The organism is Deltaproteobacteria bacterium (assembly GCA_019308925.1).
Taxonomy (GTDB): Bacteria; Desulfobacterota; B13-G15; order B13-G15; family RBG-16-54-18; genus JAFDHG01.
Window position 1 is genome coordinate 1 of sequence record JAFDHG010000038.1, and the last position, 22,839, is coordinate 22,839.

Below are 22,839 nucleotides of genomic sequence, written 5' to 3' on the forward strand. Positions count from 1 at the left end.
CTTCAGAGCTTTCGCGGTGACCCTTTCGGGGTTCGCAGGCGGGGAATACTTGCCCCTTCCCCGCTCTAAAGGCGGGGCTTTCCCCTTCCTGCTCACCCTCGGTGGGTGCCCCACTGCTCCCAGCAACTTCGCTCGGGGACAAGAGGCCCTTTGAAGCCCATCCCCCCAAGACTGAGGTATTACATTAAACCTAAGGTTTGTGTTGAATTGCACAAGCAAAGTTGCTATAATAATATTTATCAATGGTTATACGATACTGAGTCTGCATGAAAAAATAAATCTTCTAAAGGAGCGGGGATATGAACGAAGGGAATCAATTAAAGAAGTTTGTCGGTGCCTCGAAATACGTACTTGATGAGGAATTAGCCCAGATCGTCAACATCTCCATAGCCCTGGAGATGCCTCTTTTGCTCAAAGGGGAACCCGGCACCGGCAAGACTATGTTGGCACACGCCATTGCTGAGGCTCTCAACATGAGGCTGATTGTCCTCAACGTCAAATCGAGCATGAAGCTTATAGATTGTCTCTACCAGTACGATACACTGACCCGCTTGAATGATAGTCGATTTGGAGATTCCAAGAGGGATGTCAGTAACATTGAAGAGTATATCAGGATGGGCAAAATCGGACAGTCCTTCGTATCGGATGAAAAGGTAGTGCTGTTGATAGATGAGATTGATAAGGCCGATACCGATTTCCAGGACGATATGCTCGATGTATTGGACCAGATGCAATTCGATATTATCGAGATCGATAAAACCATAAAGGCGAAGAACCGGCCAATAGTGATCATTACCTCAAATGCAAAGAAGGACCTCTCCGACCCCTTTCTAGGTCGCTGCAATTTCCACCACATCGCCTTTCCAGAGCCTGAAATGATGAGAGGGATTGTACAGGTGCACTTCCCTGATATCGATAAGGAACTGCTCAACAGTGCTGTTCAAACCCTTTACCGCCTCAGGGAAATCAAAAACATTGAGAAAAGGCCTGCCACCAGGGAGCTTATCAATTGGATCAGGGCCCTGAGGTCTGATCCCGACTTTAAGATCAAGAACCTGATCAAAGGGCACGTCCCGTATTTGGGGGTGCTGTTCAAAAAGAGCTCCGATTTATTCGTTGCCCAAAAGGCTGTAGGCCGTTTTAGGATCTAGCAGAGCAGGAAAGAAGAATGTTCATTGATTTTTTCTACACTTTGCGAAAAGTAGGCATACCGGTAACACCCACCGCCTTCTTACGGCTGCACAAGGCCTTGGGTATGGGGCTGGTCAATTCAGTTGATGATTTTTACACCGGGGCCCGTGCGATCTTGGTGAAGAGCGAGCGTTATTTTGACCTCTACGACCAGGTGTTTGCTCATCACTTCCAGGGTGTTGAGCTGAAGGAACCGGATCGATTCGAATTATCTGAGATAGCCCGGACCTTGCTTGAGGAGTGGTTAAAGGATCCTAAAATGCTCGCTGATATCCTCGGAATTGATGAATCCGAGCTCGGCAAATTGAGCCCTGATGAACTGATTGATTACTTTCTTGAGCGGCTAAAAGAGCAGACCGAGGCACACCATGGAGGCAGTAAGTGGATTGGTACCGGTGGGACATCACCGGTGGGACATTCTGGATACCATCCCGGAGGAATGAGGGTTGGAGGAATATCCAGGAACAAGTCGGCCGTTAAGGTGGCCATGGATAGAAGGTACCGCGACTACTCTCAACAAGGTCCCCTGACTCAGTCCCAGATGGGTGAGGCACTGAAACGGTTGAGACACATGGTGCCTGTTGGGCCCAAGGACAGGGTCAACATAAGCGAGACCATTTACCAGACCGTAAAGAATGCAGGTGAGATAGAGATCGTCTTTGAACGGAGCCTTAGAAACCGATTGAAGGTTATACTGGCCATTGACAACGGTGGGTGGTCTATGGAGCCTTATGTTGGTGTGGTACAAACCCTTTTCAATTATGCCCGGGCGCAGTTCAAGGATCTCAAGACCTTCTTCTTCCACAACACAATATACAAGTACTTATGGGAGGATCCTCAGCGGTATTACAAGCCCATTCCTGTTGATGAACTGGTGCGGCTTGACCCGGAAACACGGTTCATCATCGTGGGTGATGCGAGCATGGCCCCCTATGAACTCACCGTTTACAATGGTTCCATCTATTTTGACGAGCGGTCAGGAAAACCCAGCATTGAGCGACTGGATTTTATAGCCCAAACCTTTCCCCACTCTGTTTGGTTAAATCCGGTACCAGTTTTTGAATGGAAATACACCCACACTATCGGCGTTATCCGTGAGATCTTTCCCATGTTTGAGCTGACCCTCGATGGGCTGGAAAAGGCGGTTGCCCATCTGATGCGTAAGAATTGATCGTTGCTCACGAGATCGAGGGCACTATCGCAGCCACATCTAGCTCCTTATCAATACCTCTTTTTCTTAGAGACATGAAGACATTAGGTTGGCAAAATGCCTGGAGAAGTAGGTATGTTACATGTTCTCGAATAATCGTTTAGTCTTACGAGGGCGGGGGGAAAGGACACCATCTTTCTTCTTTTTCTTGCGTTCCTTGGCCTGATAAAGCATTTGGTCTGCTTTCTTTAAGAGAGATGCCTCGTCGGTGATTGCTTTGTCCTCAATGGTGGCTATTCCAGAACTGATAGAAATTGGTATAGATATCACCCCAACGTTTATCGGGTGTTTTAGAAAAAAGCTCTGGAGACGGTCCACAAATTTGCGGGCATTCTTAAAGGTTGTATTAGGCAAAATAATGACAAACTCATCCCCTGCAAATCTCGCAACGATGTCGATTTCGCGACTCATCTCTATCAGATGCGTTGCAACGTATCTCAGTAACTTATCACCCAGGTCATGGCCATATCGGTCGTTCACTATCTTAAAATCATCCAAATCGAGGAATACCAACGATAGAGATGTTCCATAACGCTCGGCCCGTTTGAACTCCCGTTTCAGCCCCCTTGCCATGATTCGACGATTGAGCAATCCAGTTAGCGGATCCCTGTATGCAAGCCATTTCAGTTGTTCGTGAGCCATCACATTCGACAGACAAATGGAGACCTTAATGCTAAGCTGCTCAAGCAGACTTGTATCCATACCGGGCGTGAAGCGCCGTTCGGAATAGTCACCTTGATTTAGACTGCCGATTACTTCACCGTCAAGGGTCAAAGGCGCTATTGCAAGGGACCTGATAGGATATTTCCAGTGTTGTGGGAAGAGCTTATAGAGGGGGTCTAAACGGTCATTAATAAGTATAGGCTTTGTGCTGTTCTGTATAAGGCGTAAAAATATTCCTTTGTCTATGAGGTTCAGGCGTTCCTTGAGGGTTTCCGAGTACGCCAATTCCTGAATGAGATTTGATACATCACTCTTGTCGATCATTGAAATCCAGACGAAGGGAACCCCGATTTTTTCTTGGATTTCGGTAAGCAGCCTTTCAAAAAGATCCTTGAAATTGAGGATCGATAAGATATTTGTTTCGATCTCAAAAAATTTTCGGGAGATTTCCTGGTTTATTTTTAACGTTTCAGTGATCTTTTTGAAATTATCCATACCTAAAGATCAGCGATTGGATAGGAAATCTAGTATGTTTTTTCGTAACACACGTTGTTAGAAAAATACTATATAGGATCAATTTTAGCAATAGATATTTATTGCTGAGTGTTACTGCCGCACGATATCCCCGCAATAAGGGGAGATGAGGGATCAGGGCTTGAATCGTGAATTTGGTTCACGGAGGTGGTCAGCGGCTGAAGTTGATCAGATGGTACGGGTTTTCATTGAAACGGTAAGAGAAAAATGATTTAATCTGTAGAACTAAAAAACAACGGAGGCCTTATGGATATTTACAGGTCGTTGATTAACATCGTGGGGGAAAATCATGTTTCAAATCAGCCCGAAGAACTTTTTATCTATTCTCGAGACTCAGGGGCACAACATCCTCGAAAGGTTGACTATGTTGTTATGCCCAAGACGGTTGAGGAAGTGCAAGAGGTAGTAATCTTAGCCAATAAGGAGAAGGTTCCGATTACTCCACTCGGTGGTGGTTTTACCCTATCGGCTTTGGTGGTACCTAATAAAGGTGGGATTGTCTTGGATATGAAAAGGATGGATAAGATCATTGAAGTAAATGAGATCAACAGATACGCGGTCGTTGAAGCAGGTGTATCTCAGGCTGTCCTAAAGTCTTATCTTGAGAAAAATTATCCGCATCTTCAACACTCAACCCCGGAGGCACCCCCTACTGTCACCGTTGTTGGAAATGCCCTCATTCAAGGGCATGGTCATCTTTCACCACGATATGGGATTAACTCGGAGATGATAAATGGGATGGAAGTAGTGCTCCCTACAGGTGATGTATGCAAGATAGGATCGTGCTCTATTAGTCCGTATTGGTTTACAAGAGGGCCTCTTCCAGATTTAACAGGCCTCTTTATTGGATGGTTTGGTACAACCGGAGTTGTAACAAAACTCTCTATAAGGCTCTATCCTAGACCAAAATACAGAGAGGTATTGGCCTTTTCCACAGATGATATCGATTTAATACCAGATGCCATAGGTGAGGTTACCCAACTCGATTTACTGGAGGATTTCTTTCTTATAACCCAGGAGAAGCCAGATTGGATGAATCATGTCTTTTTTATCATCATTGTATCTGCCCATTTTGAAGAGGAGCTTGGGCTTAAGAAAGACATTTACAAGAACTTATTCCGGGAATTTAAAGGAGGAGACAAGATACAATTTGTGAAAGATCTACATCCAGCACTTAGAAAAAGGTTCCTGGATGTGCCCCCTTTGGCCGCTCTGGCTGCAGATTTTAGAAAGGGTGGGGGTTTTGAATATACCGGTGCAATATTGCCCATAGATAAAGTTCCAGAGGCATGGAGAAAGGGGATAGAGATTGCTCATAAATATGGAATGTTCTGTTCCTATGTGCACCAGGTTTTAACCGGCCCCAGCATTATGTTCGGTTTTAACTATTCCTTTAACAGGGCTGATGAGGAGGATGGTGAAAGAACGAGGAAGGCCTTGGAGGAATCAAACAGGCTGACCTTTGAGTTAGGGGGTATGGTATGGAAGGGTGAGGTAGGAGCACAACGATTAGCAATGGAGCGGATGAATCCAAATACTGCTGAACTGATACAGAGAGTCAAAAAGCTCTTAGATCCCAATGGAATTATGAATCCTGGAAACTGGGAGGTCAATGTGGATGAAATATGAGGAGATTGTCCACAGGTGTTTTCGGTGTAGTTATTGTAAACTTACCACTGTGTTGAACAGTGTGTATTTACTAGTAATGGCAATCCCTAGCCAAAAAGGTGGATCTTCATGGATTCTGCAAAGGGATGGGAAAAAATCTTTCGCGCCTTGATCCGAAAAGATGATGAAACACCATGTTAATACCAAAGGTGAACTTTACAGATGCCATTAGCATTTGAAACACTCAACAGAGGAACTATTGCCTTTGGCTTTTTTAACATTGATGTTGATATGATCTTACTGAATCACTATTTTTTGTTTGCCGACACTTTTTGCAAACTTGTCAGCAACTTCGTCCAGACGCAGATAGCCGATGACTATCACACCCAATTCGATGCCTACGTCATAGAAGAGGCCGATGCGATTGGTGACCTGATGGGGGCGATCCACGGTGTCAATTATCAGGGATTCATCGGCGATGTGTACCGCCGATTTCCCTTCCCAATAAAGCCTGAGGAATTTAAACAGAGGCCAGATGGCCATAAAAATCAGCCAATCGTGGAAGCTATGATTCAGGCCTATGCCACCAAAAAGGTGCTCCCTTTTCTCTTTGAATCCCGATCATCTCGTATCACTATAGGTGACTACCAGTTCAGCAGGGAGGGCTTTGGTCAACTAATCGGATACATCTGGAATGGTGGCGCTCCTGGTTGGATGAACAACGAGAAACCGTCGTACGTTACCGCCATGATGAAAGATGTTTTGCAGTCGAACCTCTTTTTTTCAAAGACCGGTGACACTTCCCGTTTCCATTGACAGTTTCCTTCCCAATTCAGAAGGGTCCCCACGGAGGTAGAGCCTTTATTCCAGGTCCTATCCCTGAGACTGCATAAGGAGGTTTGTGATCTCTTCTCTTGTGGGAAGCGAGTCTTGGGCCCCCTTCCGCGTCACAGCTAGGGCTCCAGCAGCATTGGCGAAATAGATAGCCTCTTGCATGGGCTGCCCCTCGGCCAATGCGCAGGCCAGAGCCCCATTAAAGGCGTCCCCTGCGGCCGTGGAATCCACTGCCGCCGCAGGGAAGGAGGAAAAGCTTTGCACGCGATCTCTTTGAACCCAGCAGGCCCCCCTTTCCCCCAGCGTCACGATCATCTGCCCGGCACCGGTTTTTAGGAGCTTCCTGGGGGCCCGGGTGGCCTCGTTCAGGTCCCCAACCCTGATTCCGGTGAGGAGCCCGGCCTCCACTTCATTGGGGGTGAGGACATCAACGAGGCAGAGAATCTCCTCTGGTAACGGACGGACCGGTGCAGGGTTCAAGATGGTCACAAGACCATGAGTCTTGGCCAACCGCAAGGCTTCTCTGACCGTGAGCGTGGGGACTTCGAGTTGGATCAAGAGCACTTCGCCCCATGCAATGTGGGGCTCGGCGCGGTGGACGTCCTCTTCCGTTAGATCCCTGTTGCTACCGGGGGCCACGGCGATGGCATTGTTGCCCCTTTGATCCACCATGATGAGGGCAACACCTGAAGGGTGAGATTCATCTCGCAGAATCCCCTCAGAAGTGAGCCCGAGGGCCTCAAGGTGCTTTACGATGGCGTCTCCGTTTTGATCACAGCCCACCTTGGCCAAAAATCTGACTTCAGCGCCGGCTTTGTAGGCAGCCACAGCCTGATTGGCTCCCTTTCCTCCAAAAGAGGTATAGAATTCACCTCCAGATACCGTCTCCCCCAATTGGGGTAGGCGGTCCACCCGGACGGTGAGATCCACATTGGCCGAACCAATCACCACGACCTTGGGCATAGGCGATCCTGAAAGAATGTCAGGAACCGTTCAACATCCACCTCCAGGGCCACGTGGAGGTTTGGCGGTTGCTTTAGATCGTCCCTGATCGGGCGAAGATCAGCAAGGGTCATCCCCTTGGTGATGTCTCCGTGTGTCTCGACATCTACGTGAAGGGGGGTCGTCTTGACCATGGAGGGGTCGATCGCCACCCCAATTGCTAAGGGGTCATGGAGGAAAATCGCTGCCATCCCATGTATCTGCTTCATATATTCCATGACTTTAGCTGTGGCATCGGAGAGGAACCTGCCCAGGGGCTCGTCCATGGCCTGAGCAAGGGTTTTGATTTCCATTGGTCCCAAGCAGACCTTTTCGGTCACATCGAGGGGAACCAATGTGATGGGAAGGCCAGATTTCAGTACACGCTGCGCGGCATGGGGATCTACGAATATGTTAAACTCCGCCGCAGGGGTGATGTTTCCAGGGACCCCGATTGATCCGCCCATGATGACGACTTCTCGCAGACGCTTCACACAATTTTCGTCTGTCAGGAGGGCCTCTGCCAGGTTCGTCAGCGGCCCCAAGGTGATGAGACTTAGTTCATCAGGGTAACGCTTTAAAAGATCCAACAGCACTTCGGTGGCATTTGGCAGATCCTGGGGCATCTCTGGATCGGGGTATCTGGGGCTTCCATCCGGGTTCTTGAAGCGATTCAATTCCCCCAGACCATCCGAGCCATGGACAGACTGTGCCGTGGTCAGCCCCTTTTCCAAAGGTTGTGTTGCCCCTCTAGCTAAGATCGGCTGAAGCTTGGGACCCACAAGATCGAGGAGCAGGGCGGCATTCTTTGTCGCCTGCTCGACGGGGACATTGCCGTTCACTGTGGTGATGGCCTCAACCTGAAGCTCAGGCGAATGCAGCGCCAACAAAAGGGCGAGGGCATCATCCACCCCAGGGTCTGTGTCGATCACCACATGCTTTCCCATGGCCAAAGTACTAACGGTTTAAAACATTCTTCAGGCAACTGCTTCCTTGTTTATCTCTTGCCTTTCTGTCTCGTCCATTCGATGATCTGCTCATAGTCCCAGGTATTGAGCACGTCTGAGCGCTCACACCATCCACGCCTCGCTACACCCACCCCCAGCACCATCATCCAAAGTTGCCCGATATTGTGGGCATCCGTTCCAATGGTCACCTTGGCCCCGAGTCCCTTTACCCTGCGCACGTTAATGTCGCTGAGGTCAAGGCGATCATAGTAGGCGTTGACCTCCAAGGCTGTCCCCGTTTGAGCTGCCTTCTCTATTATTCTGGTTACATCTACATGATATCCCTCCCGTGTGGAAATGAGGCGCCCTGTGGGATGAGCTATGACATGGACATAGGGGTTCTCCATTGCCTTTAGGATCCGCTCAGTTACGTCCTGGTCCTTTCGCCACGAGTGGATCGCGGCGACGACGAAATCCAGTTCCTTCAATACTTCGTCGGGATAATCGAGCGACCCATTGGGTATAATATCCACTTCAGTGCCGGCCAGAAGCTTTGTCCCGGTAGAGCCCTCATTGAGCTTTCTGATGCGCTCGACCTTCTCCATCAGTTTTTCCACTTCGAGCCCCCGCGCATATTTGGCGCTGCGCGAATGATCGCAGACCGCGATATATTGGTAGCCGCGCCTTTGCGCCTCGACCATCAGTTCCTCAAGGGTCCCTGTGCCGTCTGAATAGTTTGAATGAACATGGAGGTCCCCTTTGATATCTCCATATTGAATCAACAGCGGCAGTCTGTCCGCTGCAGCAGCTTCCACTTCTCCTAAATCCTCACGAAGCTCAGGGTCAATCCAGCGCAGTCCGAGGGCACGATATACGTCCTCTTCCTCCTGGCCCCCCACTGGCTGCTGCTCCCTGAAGACCCCGTACTCGGAGATTTTGAGGCCCAGGCCTTTGGCAATGGTCCTCAGGTGGATGTTATGCTGTTTGGAACCGGTGAAGTACTGCAGCGCTGCTCCGTAGGACCCTGTGGGGACGACACGGAGGTCCACTTGATAGCGATCGCCGACAATGACTGATCCTTTGGTCTCCCCCGCAGCCAGTATCCTCGTGATCCCTGGCAAGTGGACGAAGTGATCTATGATCTTGCCTCCGTCATCGCCTGTACACAGGATGTCTATATCACCCACCGTCTCCTTCATCCTCCTGAAGGAGCCGCACGCCGAGATGGACCTCACCTGGGGGAGTTGTTCCATCTCCTCTACCGTCTCCTGAACAATAGGGAAGGCGAGGCCGAGGGGAATCCTTTCGCTCATCTTCTCGTAGAGTTTGAACCCCTTCTTTATGTTCTCAACCTTCTTGTCCCCCATGCCTGGAAGTTTCGCCAGGGAGCCGTTGTCAAGGACCCGCTTAAAATCCTGCACGCTCCTGACGCCCAATCGGTCATAGGAAAGTTTCAGCGTCTTGGGGCCAATGCCCTGAACGTCTATCAACTTGAGAAGGTCTTGAGGCGCCTGAGAGATCATCTCCTCATATTTATGCATGTGCCCGGTCTCGAGGAACTCGGCGATCTTTTTCGCTATCCGCTCGCCAATGCCCGGGATGGTGGTCAGGGCCGAGATACCACCTCCCTGATAGACCTCTTCCACATCAGTGGGGTAATCTTCGAGCACTCTCGAGGCCTTTTTGTAGGCCGCTATCTTAAATGGGTTCTCCCCGAGGAAATCGAGGGTATCGGCCATCTGCGAGAAGATCTTACACAGGGTCGTATTTTTGCCCATCTCTCTCAGCCTCCTTTTAAAGAGTACATCCTTCAAAGCGAGTTTTCAAGAGGGGAACATCCCCTCAAACTCCAGAAGACTGGGTTCCATCTCCCCTACCATTCCCGTCTTCCCTGCTTTCTTGACAAGATTTATGATTTTTTATATGGTTTACAATACTTCTTGGAAGCGGGTAGGAAAATATACTGTCTTTTTGATTCACGAAACTAGATAGTTTGTATTTTCCTTAGTTGGCAAGTTCTCGGTGGTGCGCATGGTTCGTTAACGTAAGGGCCATAAATTGTTTTACTCAACCAGATCCAAACTCATAGCAAGTTTTTTAGGGGTTTCCTTCCTGGTTGGTGCTGTTTCTCTATTTATTGGTGTCCAGCTCCTTTACAAAGCTGTGCTTAACGAGGCAACAAACCGCGTCAGGTTAGACCTGAATGCCGCCCGTGAGCTATACCTTAACCGTATCAATAGTGTGAAAGTTTCCCTCAACATCACCACGCTGGGATTTGAATTTCGCTCAGCGCTTAAGAGGCACGATGCCCCGGAACTTGTCAATCGACTCAGGCGTCTAGCTCAGCACGCCGAGTTGGATTTCGCCGGTATAGTTACGAACAAGGGGACAACATTATGTCGCATCGGACCTAATTCCATACCAAAGAAAACGGTTCAGACTGGCAACCCTATAGCAAACTTAGCACTCAAACGCAGGGTTGCCATCTCAGGGACCGTTGTCATGACCAATGAGTTTTTATCTTCTGAGGACCCTGAACTCGCCGATCGAGCCAGAATCCAGTTGCTTCCCACACCGAGGGCAGCCCCGAGAGAAGAAGAGGAGGAAACCTCTGGAATGGCGCTTGCGGCTGCCATTCCGGTCTTGGACGGTGATGACCTGCTCGGTGTTCTTTATGGCGGAGTTCTCCTTAACAAAAGTCAAGAGATAGTTGACACAGTGCGTGACACGGTCTTCCAGCACGAAACATACAAGGACCGCAGTATAGGAACAGCTACCATCTTTTTCAATGACATCCGCATCTCAACAAATGTCCTAAGCCCCGACGGGAAACGGGCGATTGGAACGCGGGTCTCGAAAGAGGTGAAAGAACATGTCCTCACAGAGGGCAAGAAGTGGATAGACCGTGCCTTTGTTGTAAGCGACTGGTACATCACGGCCTACGAGCCCATCGAGGACATTTTTGGTGAAAGAGTAGGAATGCTTTATGTCGGGGTTCTGGAAGCGAAGTACGCAGCCGTTCGGAGGGAAGCCCTTTCTGTCTTCGTACTTATAACTGTGGTTGGCATGGCATTGGCGGTAGTGCTGGGATACATCTTGGCAAACAAGATCATGGGTCCGGTGCACCGGTTGGTAAAGGGCAGCCAACAGGTTTCCGAGGGCAGTCTAACGCCGGAGATTGGTCCGATATCAAAGGGCGAAATAGGTGTCTTGCAAAATACCTTTAAGGATATGGTTGCAGCTATGGGACGCAGGAGGGCAGCGGCCCAAAACCGGCTCCTTCAGTCTGAAAAACTGGCCAGCGTTGGCAGGTTTACAGCAGGTGTTGCTCACGAGATAAATAACCCTCTAACAGGTGTATTGACATTTACTCATATGTTGCTGCGACGCAAGGATATAGGAGATGAGATTCGGTCTGATCTTCAAACAATAGCCGAGTCCACAGAACGGGTCAGGAAGATTGTTAAGGGTCTGCTTGATTTCTCACGTCAGACAAAACTCGACCAGGAGCCAACGGACGTAAATCGACTTGTCCGTACCGCCGTTTTACCGATGGAAAACCAGGCGCTTATAAAAGGCGTAGGTATAAAATTCAATCCAGGGGAAAATTTACCTATGCTTACCCTGGACCGCAGTCAGTTGCAAAGTGTGTTAATAAATATAATTATCAATGCCCTTGATGCCACGGAGCCGGGTGACACGATCACTGTGTCTACCGGTATCAGCATATCTGCCAGCAAAGCCGATCAGAGGGGTGTTGAGATTACCATCGCTGATACTGGTTGTGGTATACCACAGGAGAATCTTGACAAATTGTTCGATCCCTTTTTTACTACAAAGGAGGTGGGTCAGGGTACCGGGCTTGGCCTTTCAGTTTCGCTTGGGATCGTACAGAGACACGGGGGGACAATTCGGGTTCAGAGCGAGGTTGGCCGTGGGAGTACTTTTACCATCTGGCTTCCAGTAGAGGAGCATAGTGAATAACATAAAAATACTGGTTGTAGATGACGAAGCTATCGTCCTCGATAGCTGCAGGCACGTCCTCGAGGCCGAGGGCTTTGAGGTCTACCTTGTCCCGAGTGCTGATGAGGCACTGGAGGCAATGAAAAATGACGATTTTGATCTTCTGCTCATAGACGTGAAGATGCCTGAGCGCAATGGTATTTATCTCATGGGAGAAGTTAAAAAAACATGGCCGGAGATATCCATTATAGTCATGAGCGGTTATCCTACCCCGGAGACGATCGCCGATAGTGTTAAAATGGGAGCTGCCGCCTTTATTGCCAAACCATTCACACCTGACGAACTTCTCGAAACAATCCGCCAGGTCATTCAAAAGGAGGAAAGCCATGGGAAAAAAGAAAGCCCTGGTAATTGATGACGAACAGATAGTCTTAGACAGTGTCAGTAAGATACTTAAGGAGGAGAATTATGATGTTGACGTGTCGCTGAGTGGCCGGCAGGGGCTCGACTGGGCTGTCCAGAGACAATACGACATTGTCCTGACCGATATCCGCATGCCGGACATTGGAGGTATGAGGGTCTTAAGGGATGTTAAGAGGGCCAAACCATCCCTCCCTGTGGTTATGATCACCGGTTACGCCTCAGTCCAGTCATCAGTACAGGCCATGAAACTTGGTGCAGCAGATTATATAGAAAAGCCATTTACCCCTGATCAACTGCTCAAGGCAGTGGCCTCAGCACTTGATATAGCCGCTACCAAACCCCCTGAGGAACAGGTCCTGATTCACAAGGAGGAGATGATCAAGGTTCTGGAGCGGGCCGCATCCGATAGCGAATTCATCGCCAAGCTGCTCTATCATGGGGCAGATGCCCTCGACGAATACGATCTGACAGGTCCTGAGAAACTCGCCCTGTTAACCGGTGATATTTCGTGGATAGAAAAACATGTTGGTCCGCTTACACCAACTCAAAGACGCTGGCTTGAACAGCGGCTTAGCGCCGAAATTTGGTAATCTTAAGGAGGTAACGCAATGGCTGAGAGAATGCTTATCATCGACGACGAAGAGATAGTGCTGGAGTCATGCCGCAGGATATTTTCGGACGAGGGTTTTCAGGTTGTTTGTACCACGAGTCCTCAGGAAGGCCTCAGGCTCGTCTCAGATTCATCTTTTGATGTAATTCTGTGCGACTGGAAGATGCCGGGTTTCGATGGAATGGATGTCGTAGAGGAACTCGACCGACGTTCACCTGATTCCGTTGTGGTTATGATCAGCGGCTACCCGACTGTTGGCCGGGCGACCGAGGCCATGAAGCGAGGGGCAATGGATTACGTCGCCAAACCGTTTACCCCAGAGGAGATAGTCGAGGCCGTCAAGAAGGCGGTGAAACGCAAAGTAACAGAAGAGAAAAAGGCAATAGGGCGATTCGAGAGGATCATAAAGTCCGTGGAATTTCCTGTGCCATCTATAGAAGACAAGGCGCCGAAGACAATCGCAGAGACTGTCGCGTCAACCGTGGGCGTAGGCAAGGTGACCTCACCGTGGCTCACCGTTTTTGTACTGGGTATTTTGGCCGGAACATACATCGGTTTTGGAGGTCTCCTTTCAACAACCGTGACCTTTGACCTAGCTGCTAAGGTAGGCATTGGTTTTAAGAAGTTCTTGGCGGGGTCAGCTTTTAGCCTCGGTCTGATGCTTGTTGTCATAGCAGGGTCGGAGTTATTCACCGGCAACAACCTGATGGTATCAAGTGTCATGGCAAGAGAAATAACTCTCAGCACAATGTCAAAGAGATGGGCGCTCGTTTATGTTGCCAACTTTATTGGATCGATTGTCCTGGCGCTGGTTTTTTATTTCTCAGGGCTATGGAAGACTGGCAACGGAGCGCTAGGTGCCGCTGCCGTTGGTATAGCCTTTACAAAGGTCAACCTCGGCTTCATCGAAGCGCTTGTTCGCGGGATCGGCTGCAACTGGCTTGTATGTTTGGCCGTCTGGATGGCCCTCGCTGCTCGCCAGACCATCGGCAAAATATTCGCCATCTACTTCCCCATCATGGCATTCGTTGCCATTGGCTTTGAGCACTGTATTGCCAATATGTACTTCATTCCAACCGGAATATTCTTGAACCATTGGGCGGGAGTTGCTGGTCCGGCCGCTTTTGACCCAGGTTCCCTTAGCTGGATCAGTTTTTTGTGGAAGAATCTGCTGCCCGTAACTATAGGCAACATAATTGGTGGCGGGGTATTTGTGGGAATGAGTTATTGGGGTGCCTATCTCAGACCGTCTAAATCTATAAGCGGCTGAGAGTTTCTTAGGTCGTCTCCGATGGCCTCCTGGGGGAGGGATCCAGCTTCTCGGCCTCTCCCCCGAGATAGCAGTTCCTCCCCAAAAACCTTTTGCATCCAGATCGATTCCCCGAAGGCAGCGGAGGAGATCGAGGAGATCATCCGCAGGAAGTCCAGGGGGAGGTGGAATATGTGCAATAGCTGGTGGAGGCCTCCGAACACCTGCGCCGCATCCCCGCCTCTCCTCTGAAAGGGGTAGAGAGATGAGCAGAGAAGAAGGGGATAGGTACTTCCAAAGAGGGGAACAGGAGAGGTTCAGGTGTCACTTCACCGAGGCCCTGGAGGCATATCGGACCGCCCTGGCCCACTACCCCCAGGAGACCCTCCTGGGGCGCCTGAGGTGTCACCAGAAGATAGGAGACTGTCTACGGATGGTCGGAAACTTCACTGCCGCCCAGGAAAACTTCCGCCACGCCCTTTTCTTGGCGCAGGAGGGAGGGGACGAACTGGAGGTGGCCGATACCTTGGTGGGACTGGGACTCAGCATGAGGGGGCTGGGTGAGGTGGAAGGGGCCAGAAGGCACCTGGAACGGGCTCGACATATCTACGAGGAATGGGATGACCCCGAGGGGGAGGCCTTCACCCTGTGGGCCATGGGAGGGCTATGGCGGATCGCCGGCGACCTCCGACGGGCCAAGATGTCCTTTGAGGAGGCCCTCTCCCTCTTTGAGGGGACGGAAGACCCAACGGGGGTGGGCTACTCATCGTGCGGCTTGGGGGGGGTCTCCAGGGTCATGGGCCATTATCGGGAATCCCTCGTCTATTACACCCGGGCCCATAATACCCTGAAGGAGATCGAAGACACCTTCGGGACAGCCTATTCCTTCTGCGGGATGGCCAATGCTCACCGCATGGGCGGCGAATTTGAGAGGGCCTTCGGTTACTTCTCACAGGCCACGGTCCTCTATCAAGAGATAGGAGACCGCATCAGCTATGCCTACACCCTCTGGGGGGAGGGGACGGCCTATAAGATGGTGGGAAGGGGTGAGAAGGCATTAGGGGACTTTCAGGCTGCTGAGGCCATCTTCCAGGCCACGGGGGATCAGCGGGGCATGATCTACACCCTCTTGGGCAAGGGGGAGCTCGCCCTTTTGCGGGGGGAGGTTGCCGAAGCCAACAGGATGCTACAGGAGGCCTGGGAGATCGCCGAGGCCCACCCCTTTCGGCTGGAAAGGTGCCACTGCCACCTCCTCCAGTTACTCTTCCGCAGGGAGGAGGAGGTCTCCCTAGAAGAGGTGCGAAGGGAGTATCGCCAGCTGGGGGGCGATTTCCCCCAAGGGGAGGTCTCACTGCCCCTGAACCTCCCGTAAGGAGATACGTAGCCTGTCGGAGAAAAAAAGGGATTTGGGGCTTGCATTAATCCGCCTTTTCGGGTAAATAATTATCTTTACCTTTTCCTATTGATAAACGACTAGGTGGGGGGTAAGCTCATCTCCAGATCCACCTAAATAAATCTATAGGGGGTCAAAGGCGTGATCAACATCAATAACAGTCTGTTTATCCAGGCTGGCCTTTTCATCATCCTGATGCTCATCTTGAACAAAATCTTATTCCAGCCAGTCCTGAGGTTTCTAGAGGAACGCCGGGCCAAGATCCAGGGGGATGAGGAGGAGGCTAACAGGCTCCATGAGGAGGCAGAGCACAGGCGCCTCCAGTTTGAGGAGGGGCTGAACAAGGGAAGGCTTCAGGCCCTGGAGGAGAAGGGGCGTATCCAGAATGCAGGGGCACAAGAGGGGAGTCTGATGCTGGGAAAGATCCAAAAGGAGATAGAAGAAGAAATTCCCAAGATAAAGGCCCAGATCGAGGTGGAGAGCAAGCAGGTCCTCGCCGAACTGGAGAGGGGACGGGGGGACATGGCAAAGGAGATAGCCGAGAAGATCCTGGGCAGAAGCCTTCAGTAAAGGAGAGGAGGTCAGCAGGACATGTGGTGGGATCTGTTGTGGAAGGTGGTCAACTTTGCGGTACTGGTCTTCCTCCTCTATAAGGTGCTGAAAAGGCCCTTGGGCTCCTATCTGGAGAGCAGGCAGGAGTCGATCAAAAGGGCCTTGGAAGAGGCCGAGAGGGCCAAAGGGGAGGGGGAGAAGAGATATCGAGAATATGAGGAGAGGCTAAAAGGATTGGATCAGGAGACTGAACGGCTCCGCCAGGCATTGGTAAAGGAGGGGGAAAAGGAGAAGGAGAAGATCATCCAGGAGGCCAAGATAATGGCTGAGAAGATTAAGGAACAGGCCCGCATCAGCGCCGAACAAGAGCTGAAGATGGCCAAATTGAGGTTGAAGGAGGAGATGGCTGCCATGACAGTGCAGCTGGCCGAAGACCTGTTGAAAAAGCACCTGCAACCGATTGACCATGAGCGATTGGTAGACGAATATATAGAGCGGGTAAGGAGGTTGCATTGATCAACAAAAAGATCGCCCGGAGGTATGCCAAGGCCCTGATGAATATCGGGCAGCAGGATGGCAAATACGAAAGGTATTGGGAAGAACTCGATGCCTTCACCTCCCTCTTCCAGGGGGAGGAGGAGTTGAGGGAGGTCTTGATCAACCCCACCTTCGGCATCCCCCGACGCCAGGCCATCATCAAGGAGATAGGAAATAGGTTGGGTCTGAGTCCCATCACCACCAATTTTCTTCACATCCTGGTGGATAAGAACCGGATGAGATACCTGCCGGACATCGCCTCCATATACCAAGAGCTGGTGGACGAGGCCGCTGGCAGGGCACGGGTCCTCCTGGTCACCGCTTATGACCTCTCCGAGGATAAATTGCAGGAGTTGACCCAAGGGTTGGAGGGGTTGGTAGGGAAAAAGGTGATCATGGAGGTAGAGAGGAATCCCTCCCTCATCGGGGGGGTGGTAGCGAAGATCGGAGGAATGATATATGATGGAAGTGTCAAGACCCAATTGGAGAGATTTAAAGAAACCTTAGCAAAGGGGTGATAGGAGATGCAGATAAGGGCAGAAGAGATAAGCGAGATCATCGAGAAGCAGATCAAGGACTATGATAAGAGGGTGGAGGTGAGCGAGACCGGGGTGGTCCTCTCAGTGGGGGACGGGATCACCAGGATCTATGGTCTGGAAAAGGCCATGGCCGGGGAGCTCCTAGAGTTCCCCCACGGGATCATGGGGGTAGTCCTCAACCTGGAGGAGGACAATGTGGGGGCAGCCCTCTTGGGAGAGGACCGCAATGTGAAGGAAGGGGACGTGGTGAAGAGGACAGGCCGGATTGTGCAGGTCCCCGTGGGCGAACCCCTGATAGGCAGGGTGGTGAACCCACTGGGCCAGCCCCTCGACGGCAAGGGGCCCATTGAGGCCAAAGAGTATCGCAACGTCGAGGAGAAGGCCCCCGGGGTTGTCTGGAGACTCCCGGTGAAGGAACCTCTTCAGACGGGGATAAAGGCCGTAGACTCCATGATCCCCATAGGGAGAGGACAGAGGGAGCTCATCATCGGAGACCGTCAGACGGGCAAAACCGCCCTGGTCATGGACACCATCATCAACCAGAAGGGGAAGGATGTCTTTTGCATCTATGTGGCCATCGGCCAGAAACAGTCCACGGTCGCCCAGGTGGTGGATAGGCTCAGGCATTATGGGGCCATGGAGTACACCACTGTGGTCTCGGCCACTGCCAGCGAGCCCGCCCCAATGCAATACATCGCCCCCTATGCCGGCTGCACCATGGGGGAGCACTTTCGCGATACTGGCAGGCACGCCCTCTGTATCTATGACGACCTCTCCAAGCACGCCGCGGCCTATCGCCAGATGTCGCTGCTGTTGCGTCGACCCCCTGGCCGGGAGGCCTATCCAGGTGATATCTTCTACCTCCACTCCCGTCTGTTGGAACGGGCGGCCAAGCTAAATGACAAATTGGGAGGGGGCTCCCTTACTGCTCTGCCTATCATCGAGACTCAGGCCGGGGACGTATCCGCCTATATCCCCACCAACGTCATCTCCATCACCGACGGCCAGATCTATTTAGAGACTGACCTCTTCTATTCCGGGATCAGGCCCGCCATCAATGTGGGGCTCTCCGTCTCCCGGGTCGGCGGAAATGCCCAGATCAAGGCGATGAAGCAGGTGGCCGGCTCCCTGCGGTTGGACCTGGCCCAATACCGGGAGATGGCGGCCTTCGCCCAGTTCGGGAGCGATCTAGATAAGGCGACCCAAGCCCAACTGGCCAGGGGTGAGCGCCTGGTGGAGGTCTTGAAACAGGGTCAATATCAACCCCTGCCGGTGGAAAATCAGATCTTGGTCATCTATGCCGGGGTCAACGGCTTCTTGGAGGACTACCCAGTGCATGTGTTGCAAAGGTATGAGGATGAGCTGTATAAGTTCATCGAGGACAAGCACCCGGAGCTCTTCAAGGAGATCGACGAAAAAAATGAGCTGGATGAAGAGCTGGACAAAGAGATCAGGCAGGCCCTGGGGGAGTTCAAGGAGGTATTTGTCCCCTAAAAGGAGTTACCGTAGATGCTTACTCTCAAGGCTCTGCACAGAAGGATTACCAGTATCAAAAGCACCCAGCATATCACCCGGGCCATGAAGATGGTGGCCGCAGCTAGGTTGAGGCGGGCCCAGGAGAGGATCATCGAGGCCCGTCCCTATGCCGATAAGATGAGGGAGGTCTTGCAGAGTCTGAGCCTCAGGACTGATCCCGGGGCCCACCCCTTGCTGGTCCGCCGGGAGATGAAGAAGGTGGAGTTGGTGGTCATCACCACCGATCGCGGGCTGTGCGGGAGCTTCAACCAGAATATCTTCCGGAGGGTGGAGAGGTTCTTCCGGGAAAACCGCCAGTTATATGCGGAGATCTCCCTCACCCTTGTGGGGAGAAAGGGGCTGGACTACTCCCGCAGGAGGGGGGTCCCCATCATCAGGGATTACGTGGACAGATTTCGAGAGATCGATTACCAGGCGGCCGCAGTCATCGGCAAGGATGTGGTGGAGGATTATATTGGTGAGGCCGTTGATGGGGTCTTTCTGGTCTACAATGAGTTTCGTTCCCCCCTGGTCCAATGGGTGATGGTCAAGGATCTCCTCCCCATAGAGCCCCTGGAGGTAGAACCCGATTATTACCCTGTGGAATACATCTACGAACCTTCGGCCGACGTCATCCTTTCCGAACTGCTGCCCAGGTATGTAGAGGTCCAGATATATCGGGCCCTACTGGAATCGATGGCAGGGGAACACGGGGCGAGGATGACTGCCATGGACGCCGCCACGGAGAACGCTCAGGAGATGATCGAAAAGCTCACACTCATGTATAACAAGGCGCGCCAGAGCGCCATCACCAAGGAGATGATGGAGATCGTGGCCGGGGCAGAGGCCTTGAAGTAGCAAAAAAGCAAGGAGGACAAAGGGGAAGATGAAAGAAGGGAAAATCGTACAGGTAATCGGGCCGGTAATCGACATCGAATTCGAAGAGGGTGACCTCCCCACCATCTATAACGCCGTCAAGGTCACCAACCCCAGGATAAGCGACAAGGAGTGGAACTTAGTGGTGGAGGTGGCCCAACACATTGGTGAGAATACGGTGAGGTGTATCGCCATGGACACCACCGACGGTTTGATCAGGGGGATGAAGGCCATCGACACCGGCACCCCCATCGCGATGCCTGTGGGCAGGGAGGTACTGGGTCGGATCCTCAACGTGATCGGAGAACCCGTTGACGAGGGGGGGGCAGTGACTACGGAGAAAAGCTATCCCATCCACCGCCCTGCCCCCTCCTTTGGGGATCAGGATGTCAAGGTGGAACTCTTTGAAACGGGGATCAAGGTCATAGATCTCCTGGAGCCGTACCCCCGTGGCGGTAAGGTCGGGCTCTTCGGTGGGGCCGGGGTCGGCAAAACAGTGATCATCATGGAGCTCATCCACAACATCGCCATCGAGCATGGTGGATTCTCCGTCTTTGGAGGTGTGGGGGAGAGGACCAGGGAGGGGAACGACCTCTGGCTGGAGATGAAGGAATCGGGGGTTCTGGATAAGGCGGCCCTGGTATTCGGTCAGATGACCGAGACCCCTGGGGCCAGGGCACGGGTGGGGCTATCGGCCTTGACTGCTGCCGAGTACTTCCGCGACGAGGAAGGGCAGGACGTCCTCTTGTTCATCGACAACATCTTCCGCTTCACCCAGGCCAACTCCGAGGTCTCGGCCCTGCTGGGGAGGATGCCCTCAGCAGTGGGCTATCAACCCACCTTGGCCACGGACTTGGGGGAATTGGAGGAGAGGATCACCTCCACCACCAACGGATCCATCACCTCGGTTCAGGCCATCTATGTGCCGGCGGATGACCTGACCGACCCCGCCCCCGCTACCACCTTCACCCACCTTGACGCCACCACCGTGCTGTCCCGGCAGATCGTAGAGCTGGGGATCTATCCGGCGGTAGACCCCCTGGACTCCACCTCCAAGATCCTCGATCCCCAGGTAGTGGGGGAGGAGCACTATTCGGTGACTAGGGAGGTCCAGATGATTCTGCAAAAGTACAAAGACCTGCAGGACATCATTGCCATCCTTGGCATGGACGAGCTCTCCGAAGAGGACAAACTGATCGTGACGAGGGCCAGAAAAATCCAGAGATTCCTCTCACAGCCCTTCTTCGTGGCCGAGGAGTTCACCGGTACCTCCGGTCGATATGTGAAGCTGGCTGATACCATTAAGGGATTTAAGGAGTTGGTGGAGGGGAAGCACGACGATGTCCCCGAGCAGGCCTTCTATATGGTGGGAACCATCGAGGAGGCCCTGGAAAAGGCGGAAAGAATGAAGGCTGCGGAGTAAGAGGACTTATGGCAGCGAGTTTCCTGCTGGAGGTGGTAACCCCCAATCGACTGGTCTTGAGCCAGGAGGTAGAGGAGATCACAGCCCCTGGAGTGGAGGGGGAGTTCGGGGTCTTACCGGGACATACCCCCTTTTTCACCACCCTCAAGGTGGGGGAGACCGTGTACCGTACGGGCAAGGAGCAGAGGTATATTGCCGTGACTTGGGGGTTTGTGGAGGTCCTCCCCGATAGGGTCACCATCTTGGCCGAGGCCGCAGAACTGGAACAAGAAATAGACGTGGATCGGGCCCAAAGGGCCAAGGAGAGGGCCGAGGAGAGGTTGAAGCAACTCAGCCCTGAGGATATGGAGTTTTATGCGGCTATGGGGGCCTTGGAACGGGCCATAAACAGGTTAACGGTGGCAAGTCAGAGGAGATGAAGAAAGGGTTCCAGGGGTCGAGTAAAGAGAAAAGTACCTCGTAAATAAATATCAATGACTCCTCTCCCCTCGGGGAGAGGACTTCGTCGCGAGCCCTCGGCCTGAGCTCGGACCGAAGGCTCAGTCGAGCGATTGAGGGGGGAAGATATTCTTATTCCCCCTTTTTTATAAAGGGGGATCAAGAGAGAAAGGAGGGATGTCCTTAAATATTTTGACATTGATGGTTTCGGTAGGGGAGGCATGTGGTGAAAAAGAAGGACGACATGAGTAATGATTTCTTCTGCGCTAGTTTCAGAAGAAACTTCTGGAACTCCGGCAGAGTCACTTTGGCTTTATTGGACAGATTTCCCATATTATACGAATTTCGCTTTTAGTCCATATTACCGAAAAATACGACGTAGTATATCCTCTCAACTTGATTTTTAAAGGTTTTTTTCTTCCCACCATGCTTAACATATGCTATAATGTATTTACATCGAGAGCAAACCGGAATTTCATATATTAATTGTTCGGCTAAAAAACGGAGATAGAACAAATAATGGATACGAAAGCAAAAAAGCTAAGACGTATTCAGGAGGTTCTAGCCTTGCTGGAGGAGTTTTCGAAGCAACATCTGTCTCTGGAACTATCGGGGTTCGTTTTCAAGCTGTGGGAGCAGATTGGTAAGAAGCGCAACTACATTATCACGGGGGGGAAAAAAGAAGTCTGGGCGTCTGCCGTTGTCTATGTTATTGCTCGCTTGAACTTCCTGTTTGATAAGAATAATCCCAACTATCTGCCACCGGATGCGATATGTGGTTTTTTCGGTAGCAAAAAAACGACAGTCGCAGCCCGTGCCAGTGAGATAGAGAAAGTCTGCAAGATCCACATAGGACAAGAAGGTCTCTGCACCCTGGATATCTCCGATTCCCTCACTTTCGTCGAACTGCCAAACGGCATGGTTCTCACCAAGAAGATGGCGAAAGAGATGGGTATTATGTGAACCAGCAAATCGATGAAGCCGAACAAGGTGCTCCACCTGACCCTCAAAGGCTGCACCTTTTCGGGCAGGTGAGCTTAGTCGTTAGGCTAATTGAGAATTCATAGTTCAAAAGAGGGCATAGCATGTCTGAGGAAACAAAAATTGATAGGCAATCCTATGTGGACAGGGGATTAGTCACCATGTTCTTAAGGATGTCGCCCGAGGAGCGACTGCAGGCCAACGACAACGCCTTTCGCACAATTCAGGAGTTGAGAGATGCCTACAGGCGGCAGAAAGCCAAGGAGCGCAAGCCTAGGTGAAGTTCTGGAGGGGCTGTTAGAGGCAGGTGTCGATTTTATTCTTGTCGGAGGCCTTGCAGCCGTAATCCAGGGAGCCCCAGTCACAACAATG

General features: G+C 51.6%; 23 protein-coding genes. 19 read left to right on the forward strand and 4 right to left on the reverse strand.

The genetic code is table 11. The features are described 5' to 3' along the window. Positions 1-299 precede the first annotated feature (299 nt). Entirely contained in the window at positions 300-1,151 is an 852-nt protein-coding gene (locus tag JRI46_07615; GenBank protein ID MBW2039445.1) for a MoxR family ATPase, read from the forward strand. 17 nt (positions 1,152-1,168) lie between these two features. Next, complete coding sequence (locus tag JRI46_07620; protein ID MBW2039446.1) at positions 1,169-2,362, forward strand: hypothetical protein; 1,194 nt, start codon at positions 1,169-1,171, stop codon at positions 2,360-2,362. Positions 2,363-2,479: 117 nt separating this feature from the next. Here JRI46_07620 and JRI46_07625 read toward each other — a convergent pair whose 3' ends face one another. Continuing rightward, positions 2,480-3,559, reverse strand: a complete 1,080-nt coding sequence (locus JRI46_07625) for a GGDEF domain-containing protein (protein ID MBW2039447.1) — start codon at positions 3,557-3,559, stop codon at positions 2,480-2,482. Positions 3,560-3,844: 285 nt separating this feature from the next. Here JRI46_07625 and JRI46_07630 point away from each other — a divergent pair, with 285 nt between their 5' ends. Further along, the gene (locus JRI46_07630; GenBank protein MBW2039448.1) at positions 3,845-5,227 is read left to right on the forward strand and encodes an FAD-binding oxidoreductase; all 1,383 of its coding nucleotides are present in this window, start codon (positions 3,845-3,847) and stop codon (positions 5,225-5,227) included. Positions 5,228-5,428: 201 nt separating this feature from the next. After that, positions 5,429-6,022: a hypothetical protein gene (locus JRI46_07635; GenBank protein ID MBW2039449.1), complete on the forward strand. Its 594-nt coding sequence runs from the start codon at positions 5,429-5,431 to the stop codon at positions 6,020-6,022. A 57-nt stretch (positions 6,023-6,079) separates the two neighbouring features. Here the strand turns inward: JRI46_07635 and rbsK are convergent, their stop codons facing one another. Genes rbsK through polX form a run of 3 tightly spaced genes read right to left on the reverse strand, consistent with a single transcriptional unit; the run spans position 6,080 to position 9,746 of the window. Next, complete coding sequence (gene rbsK / locus JRI46_07640) at positions 6,080-7,003, reverse strand: ribokinase (GenBank protein ID MBW2039450.1); 924 nt, start codon at positions 7,001-7,003, stop codon at positions 6,080-6,082. After that, positions 6,985-7,968 carry a nucleoside hydrolase gene (locus tag JRI46_07645; GenBank protein MBW2039451.1) on the reverse strand — a complete coding sequence of 328 codons (984 nt, stop codon included), beginning with the start codon at positions 7,966-7,968 and terminating at the stop codon, positions 6,985-6,987. The genes rbsK and JRI46_07645 overlap by 19 nt, the downstream gene beginning before the upstream one ends. Before the next feature lie 50 nt (positions 7,969-8,018). Further along, positions 8,019-9,746 (reverse strand): DNA polymerase/3'-5' exonuclease PolX, encoded by a 1,728-nt coding sequence (gene polX, locus JRI46_07650; protein ID MBW2039452.1) that lies wholly within the window; start codon positions 9,744-9,746, stop codon positions 8,019-8,021. 280 nt (positions 9,747-10,026) lie between these two features. Between polX and JRI46_07655 the strand changes: the two genes are divergently transcribed. The 15 genes from JRI46_07655 (at position 10,027) to JRI46_07725 (ending at position 22,748) form a co-directional block, all read left to right on the forward strand. Continuing rightward, complete coding sequence (locus JRI46_07655; protein ID MBW2039453.1) at positions 10,027-11,952, forward strand: cache domain-containing protein; 1,926 nt, start codon at positions 10,027-10,029, stop codon at positions 11,950-11,952. Further along, on the forward strand, positions 11,945-12,346 hold the full coding sequence (locus JRI46_07660) for a response regulator (protein MBW2039454.1): 402 nt from the start codon (positions 11,945-11,947) through the stop codon (positions 12,344-12,346). The genes JRI46_07655 and JRI46_07660 overlap by 8 nt, the downstream gene beginning before the upstream one ends. Then, the gene (locus JRI46_07665; protein ID MBW2039455.1) at positions 12,318-12,944 is read left to right on the forward strand and encodes a response regulator; all 627 of its coding nucleotides are present in this window, start codon (positions 12,318-12,320) and stop codon (positions 12,942-12,944) included. Before JRI46_07660 ends, JRI46_07665 begins: the two co-directional genes overlap by 29 nt. Positions 12,945-12,962: 18 nt before the next feature. Beyond that, entirely contained in the window at positions 12,963-14,234 is a 1,272-nt protein-coding gene (locus JRI46_07670) for a formate/nitrite transporter family protein (GenBank protein MBW2039456.1), read from the forward strand. Positions 14,235-14,255: 21 nt separating this feature from the next. Next, positions 14,256-14,465, forward strand: coding sequence for a hypothetical protein (locus tag JRI46_07675; protein MBW2039457.1), 210 nt, complete (start codon positions 14,256-14,258; stop codon positions 14,463-14,465). A 13-nt stretch (positions 14,466-14,478) separates the two neighbouring features. After that, on the forward strand, positions 14,479-15,585 hold the full coding sequence (locus tag JRI46_07680; protein ID MBW2039458.1) for a tetratricopeptide repeat protein: 1,107 nt from the start codon (positions 14,479-14,481) through the stop codon (positions 15,583-15,585). 162 nt (positions 15,586-15,747) lie between these two features. Then, positions 15,748-16,176: an ATP synthase F0 subunit B gene (locus JRI46_07685; GenBank protein MBW2039459.1), complete on the forward strand. Its 429-nt coding sequence runs from the start codon at positions 15,748-15,750 to the stop codon at positions 16,174-16,176. Positions 16,177-16,197: 21 nt separating this feature from the next. Next, positions 16,198-16,674 carry a F0F1 ATP synthase subunit B gene (gene atpF / locus JRI46_07690; GenBank protein MBW2039460.1) on the forward strand — a complete coding sequence of 159 codons (477 nt, stop codon included), beginning with the start codon at positions 16,198-16,200 and terminating at the stop codon, positions 16,672-16,674. Then, complete coding sequence (atpH, locus tag JRI46_07695; protein ID MBW2039461.1) at positions 16,671-17,213, forward strand: ATP synthase F1 subunit delta; 543 nt, start codon at positions 16,671-16,673, stop codon at positions 17,211-17,213. The genes atpF and atpH overlap by 4 nt, the downstream gene beginning before the upstream one ends. Before the next feature lie 6 nt (positions 17,214-17,219). Beyond that, entirely contained in the window at positions 17,220-18,728 is a 1,509-nt protein-coding gene (locus JRI46_07700; GenBank protein ID MBW2039462.1) for a F0F1 ATP synthase subunit alpha, read from the forward strand. Positions 18,729-18,743: 15 nt separating this feature from the next. Continuing rightward, positions 18,744-19,607 carry an ATP synthase F1 subunit gamma gene (atpG, locus tag JRI46_07705; GenBank protein MBW2039463.1) on the forward strand — a complete coding sequence of 288 codons (864 nt, stop codon included), beginning with the start codon at positions 18,744-18,746 and terminating at the stop codon, positions 19,605-19,607. A 28-nt stretch (positions 19,608-19,635) separates the two neighbouring features. Next, positions 19,636-21,048 carry a F0F1 ATP synthase subunit beta gene (gene atpD / locus JRI46_07710; GenBank protein MBW2039464.1) on the forward strand — a complete coding sequence of 471 codons (1,413 nt, stop codon included), beginning with the start codon at positions 19,636-19,638 and terminating at the stop codon, positions 21,046-21,048. Positions 21,049-21,056: 8 nt separating this feature from the next. Then, positions 21,057-21,467: a F0F1 ATP synthase subunit epsilon gene (locus JRI46_07715; GenBank protein ID MBW2039465.1), complete on the forward strand. Its 411-nt coding sequence runs from the start codon at positions 21,057-21,059 to the stop codon at positions 21,465-21,467. Positions 21,468-22,053: 586 nt separating this feature from the next. Beyond that, the gene (locus JRI46_07720) at positions 22,054-22,449 is read left to right on the forward strand and encodes a hypothetical protein (GenBank protein MBW2039466.1); all 396 of its coding nucleotides are present in this window, start codon (positions 22,054-22,056) and stop codon (positions 22,447-22,449) included. A 122-nt stretch (positions 22,450-22,571) separates the two neighbouring features. Then, positions 22,572-22,748, forward strand: coding sequence for a hypothetical protein (locus JRI46_07725; protein ID MBW2039467.1), 177 nt, complete (start codon positions 22,572-22,574; stop codon positions 22,746-22,748). Positions 22,749-22,839: the final 91 nt, after the last annotated feature.

Coding starts and splice junctions, on each gene's coding strand:
- JRI46_07700 (MBW2039462.1), top strand. CDS start 17,220: ATGCAGATAAGGGCAGAAGAGATAAGCGAGATCATCGAGAAGCAGATC.
- JRI46_07715 (MBW2039465.1), top strand. CDS start 21,057: ATGGCAGCGAGTTTCCTGCTGGAGGTGGTAACCCCCAATCGACTGGTC.
- JRI46_07675 (MBW2039457.1), top strand. CDS start 14,256: ATGGCCTCCTGGGGGAGGGATCCAGCTTCTCGGCCTCTCCCCCGAGAT.
- JRI46_07620 (MBW2039446.1), top strand. CDS start 1,169: ATGTTCATTGATTTTTTCTACACTTTGCGAAAAGTAGGCATACCGGTA.
- JRI46_07645 (MBW2039451.1), bottom strand. CDS start 7,968: ATGGGAAAGCATGTGGTGATCGACACAGACCCTGGGGTGGATGATGCC.
- JRI46_07725 (MBW2039467.1), top strand. CDS start 22,572: ATGTCTGAGGAAACAAAAATTGATAGGCAATCCTATGTGGACAGGGGA.
- rbsK (MBW2039450.1), bottom strand. CDS start 7,003: ATGCCCAAGGTCGTGGTGATTGGTTCGGCCAATGTGGATCTCACCGTC.
- atpG (MBW2039463.1), top strand. CDS start 18,744: ATGCTTACTCTCAAGGCTCTGCACAGAAGGATTACCAGTATCAAAAGC.
- atpD (MBW2039464.1), top strand. CDS start 19,636: ATGAAAGAAGGGAAAATCGTACAGGTAATCGGGCCGGTAATCGACATC.
- JRI46_07680 (MBW2039458.1), top strand. CDS start 14,479: ATGAGCAGAGAAGAAGGGGATAGGTACTTCCAAAGAGGGGAACAGGAG.
- atpF (MBW2039460.1), top strand. CDS start 16,198: ATGTGGTGGGATCTGTTGTGGAAGGTGGTCAACTTTGCGGTACTGGTC.
- JRI46_07630 (MBW2039448.1), top strand. CDS start 3,845: ATGGATATTTACAGGTCGTTGATTAACATCGTGGGGGAAAATCATGTT.
- JRI46_07625 (MBW2039447.1), bottom strand. CDS start 3,559: ATGGATAATTTCAAAAAGATCACTGAAACGTTAAAAATAAACCAGGAA.
- JRI46_07670 (MBW2039456.1), top strand. CDS start 12,963: ATGGCTGAGAGAATGCTTATCATCGACGACGAAGAGATAGTGCTGGAG.
- polX (MBW2039452.1), bottom strand. CDS start 9,746: ATGGGCAAAAATACGACCCTGTGTAAGATCTTCTCGCAGATGGCCGAT.
- JRI46_07615 (MBW2039445.1), top strand. CDS start 300: ATGAACGAAGGGAATCAATTAAAGAAGTTTGTCGGTGCCTCGAAATAC.
- JRI46_07635 (MBW2039449.1), top strand. CDS start 5,429: ATGCCATTAGCATTTGAAACACTCAACAGAGGAACTATTGCCTTTGGC.
- JRI46_07665 (MBW2039455.1), top strand. CDS start 12,318: ATGGGAAAAAAGAAAGCCCTGGTAATTGATGACGAACAGATAGTCTTA.